Here is a 2,462-nt window from a genome sequence, read left to right as displayed (position 1 = left end):
TCGCCGCACTTTCCGACCGCTTTTCGATCATCTGCAAAACAGATGCGCTGGTGAAATAATGCCTGATTTGCTTCTCGAACTTCGATCCGAGGAAATCCCAGCTCGCATGCAGCGCAAGGCTGCGGGCGACTTGAAGAAGATGATCACCGATGGTCTCGTTGAGGCCGGGCTGACCTATGAGGGCGCGCAGGAATACTGGACGCCGCGCCGGCTGACCCTCGATATTCGCGGGCTGACGGCGCGTTCCAAGGATGTGCGCGATGAGATCAAGGGACCGAGCACCAAGGCACCCGATGCGGCCGTGCAGGGCTTTTTGCGCAAGGCCGGCCTGACCGATATTGCGCAGGCGCATACGCATTCGGACCCGAAGAAGGGCGACTTCTACGTCGCGCATCTCGTGAAGCCGGGTCGTAGCGCCGAGGAGATCATCGCTGAACTCGTGCCGGCCACGATCCGCGCTTTCCCGTGGTCGAAGTCGATGCGCTGGGGCAAGCCGTCCGCAAAGCCGGGTTCCTTGCGCTGGGTTCGGCCGCTGCAATCGATCCTGTGCACCTTCGGGCCGGAAACCGGCGCTGAGCCAGTGGTGATCGACTTCGAGGTCGATGGTATCCGCTCCGGCGACACCACCTACGGCCACCGCTTCCATGCGCCGGATGCGATCAAGGTCAAGCGCTTCGACGATTATGTCGCCAAGCTCTTCGCCGCCAAGGTCGTGCTCGATGCCGAGCGCCGCAAGGAGATCATCCGCCACGACGCGAACAACCTCGCTTTCGCCAGCGGCTTGGAACTGGTTGAAGACGACGCGCTGCTCGAGGAAGTCTCCGGGCTGGTGGAATGGCCCGTTGTGCTGATGGGTGAGTTCGAAGAAGATTATCTGCAAATCCCCGGCGAGGTGATCCGCCTCACCATCCGCGCCAACCAGAAGTGCTTTGTGTGTTCTTCAACCTCCCCCTTGAGGGGAGGTCGAACCGACGGTTCGGGTGGGGGTCATGACACGCTCGATGCTTCAGTACCCCCACCCCTAACCCCTCCTTTCAAGGGGGAGGGTAACCAGGTGGCACTCGCCAACCGCTTCATCCTGACCTCCAACATCGAGGCGAGCGATGGCGGGGTGGAGATCGTGCATGGCAACGGCAAGGTCGTGCGCGCCCGCCTGTCCGATGCGCTGTATTTCTGGAACACCGACCAGGCCGATCTGCCCGATCTGGAGGAGCTGCGCGCGTCCAGCGACAAATTCGGGCTCGACCTCGCCAAGCCGCTTGACCAGCGCATGGCGCGGCTCGACAAGTTGGACGTGACCTTCCACGCCAAGCTTGGCACCCAAGGCGAGCGGGTGAGCCGTATCGCCACCTTGGCGGAGGAACTCGCCCCGATCATCGGCGCCGACCCAGCGCAGGCCAAGCGTGCGGCGGTGCTGGCGAAGGCCGATCTGACGACCGAGGCTGTCGGCGAGTTCCCCGAACTCCAGGGCGTGATGGGACGCAAATACGCGCTGCTGCAGGGCGAGAGCCAGTCGATCGCGGCAGCACTCGAAGAGCACTACAAGCCGCAGGGTCCGTCCGATCATGTGCCGACCGATCCGGTTTCGGTGACAGTAGCACTGGCTGACAAGCTCGACACGCTGGTCGGCTTCTGGGCGATCGACGAAAAGCCGACGGGGAGCAAGGACCCTTATGCACTGCGCCGTGCTGCGCTGGGCGTAATCCGGATCTTGGTGGAGAATGGTGTAGAGCTGAAGCTGCTTCCGCTTCTGGAGCAGCACGATGGGCTTGTCGGAAAGAATGTTCCTTCGCCTTCCGACCAGTCGGCTGGTGCTATCCAGACGATCGGCCGTGCCATTGCGTCCGTGTTCCACAAAGGCCGTCATGTCAATCAGAACAGCCTGGACCTCCTTTCCTTCTTCCACGATCGTCTGAAGGTCTACCTCCGCGATCGTGGTGCGCGGCATGATTTGATCGATGCGGTGCTCGCAACGGATTCGGCCAACGACGACCTGCTGCTGATCGTCCGCCGCGTCGAGGCGCTGGGCACCTTCCTCGACACCGAAGACGGCAAGAACCTGCTGGCCGGCACCAAGCGTGCGGCGAACATTCTCGCCGCTGAGGAAAAGAAGGGCACCAACGTTGCCGACGCCGTGGATGCCGCAAAGTTCACGCTATTGCAGGAAGAAGCGCTGTTTGCGGCGGTAAATCAGTCCGAGAAGGACGCCGCGCAAGCGATTCAGCGCCAAGACTTTTCCGCCGCCATGCAGGCGTTGAGCCAGTTGCGCGCACCGGTCGATGCCTTCTTCGACGGCGTTCTCGTGAACGATGAGGATGAAGGCGTGCGGGCCAATCGTCTCGCGCTGCTGCAGCGCATCCGCGCCGCCACCGGTCAGGTCGCGGACTTCTCGCGCATCGCGGGCTGATCGATGTCGGACCGTGCGGCGATAGAGCGGGCCGTCGCCGAACTCGCTGCCGGCC

Annotated in this window: 1 protein-coding gene; it reads left to right on the top strand. The window is 62.8% G+C overall.

The window, feature by feature from the left end; all coding sequences use genetic code 11:
- Positions 1-58: 58 nt before the first annotated feature.
- Positions 59-2,407, top strand: a complete 2,349-nt coding sequence (gene glyS / locus RTX98_RS20630) for a glycine--tRNA ligase subunit beta (RefSeq protein ID WP_312798755.1) — start codon at positions 59-61, stop codon at positions 2,405-2,407.
- Positions 2,408-2,462: the final 55 nt, after the last annotated feature.

This window comes from Tianweitania sp. (assembly GCF_032053605.1).
Classification (GTDB): Bacteria; Pseudomonadota; Alphaproteobacteria; order Rhizobiales; family Rhizobiaceae; genus Tianweitania.
The sequence above is the reverse complement of the archived record's forward strand: the minus strand, read 5'-3'. Positions and strand labels throughout refer to the sequence as shown.

Bases quoted from the DNA above. Each gene is read 5' to 3' on its own strand.
- glyS (WP_312798755.1), top strand. From the start codon at position 59: ATGCCTGATTTGCTTCTCGAACTTCGATCCGAGGAAATCCCAGCTCGC.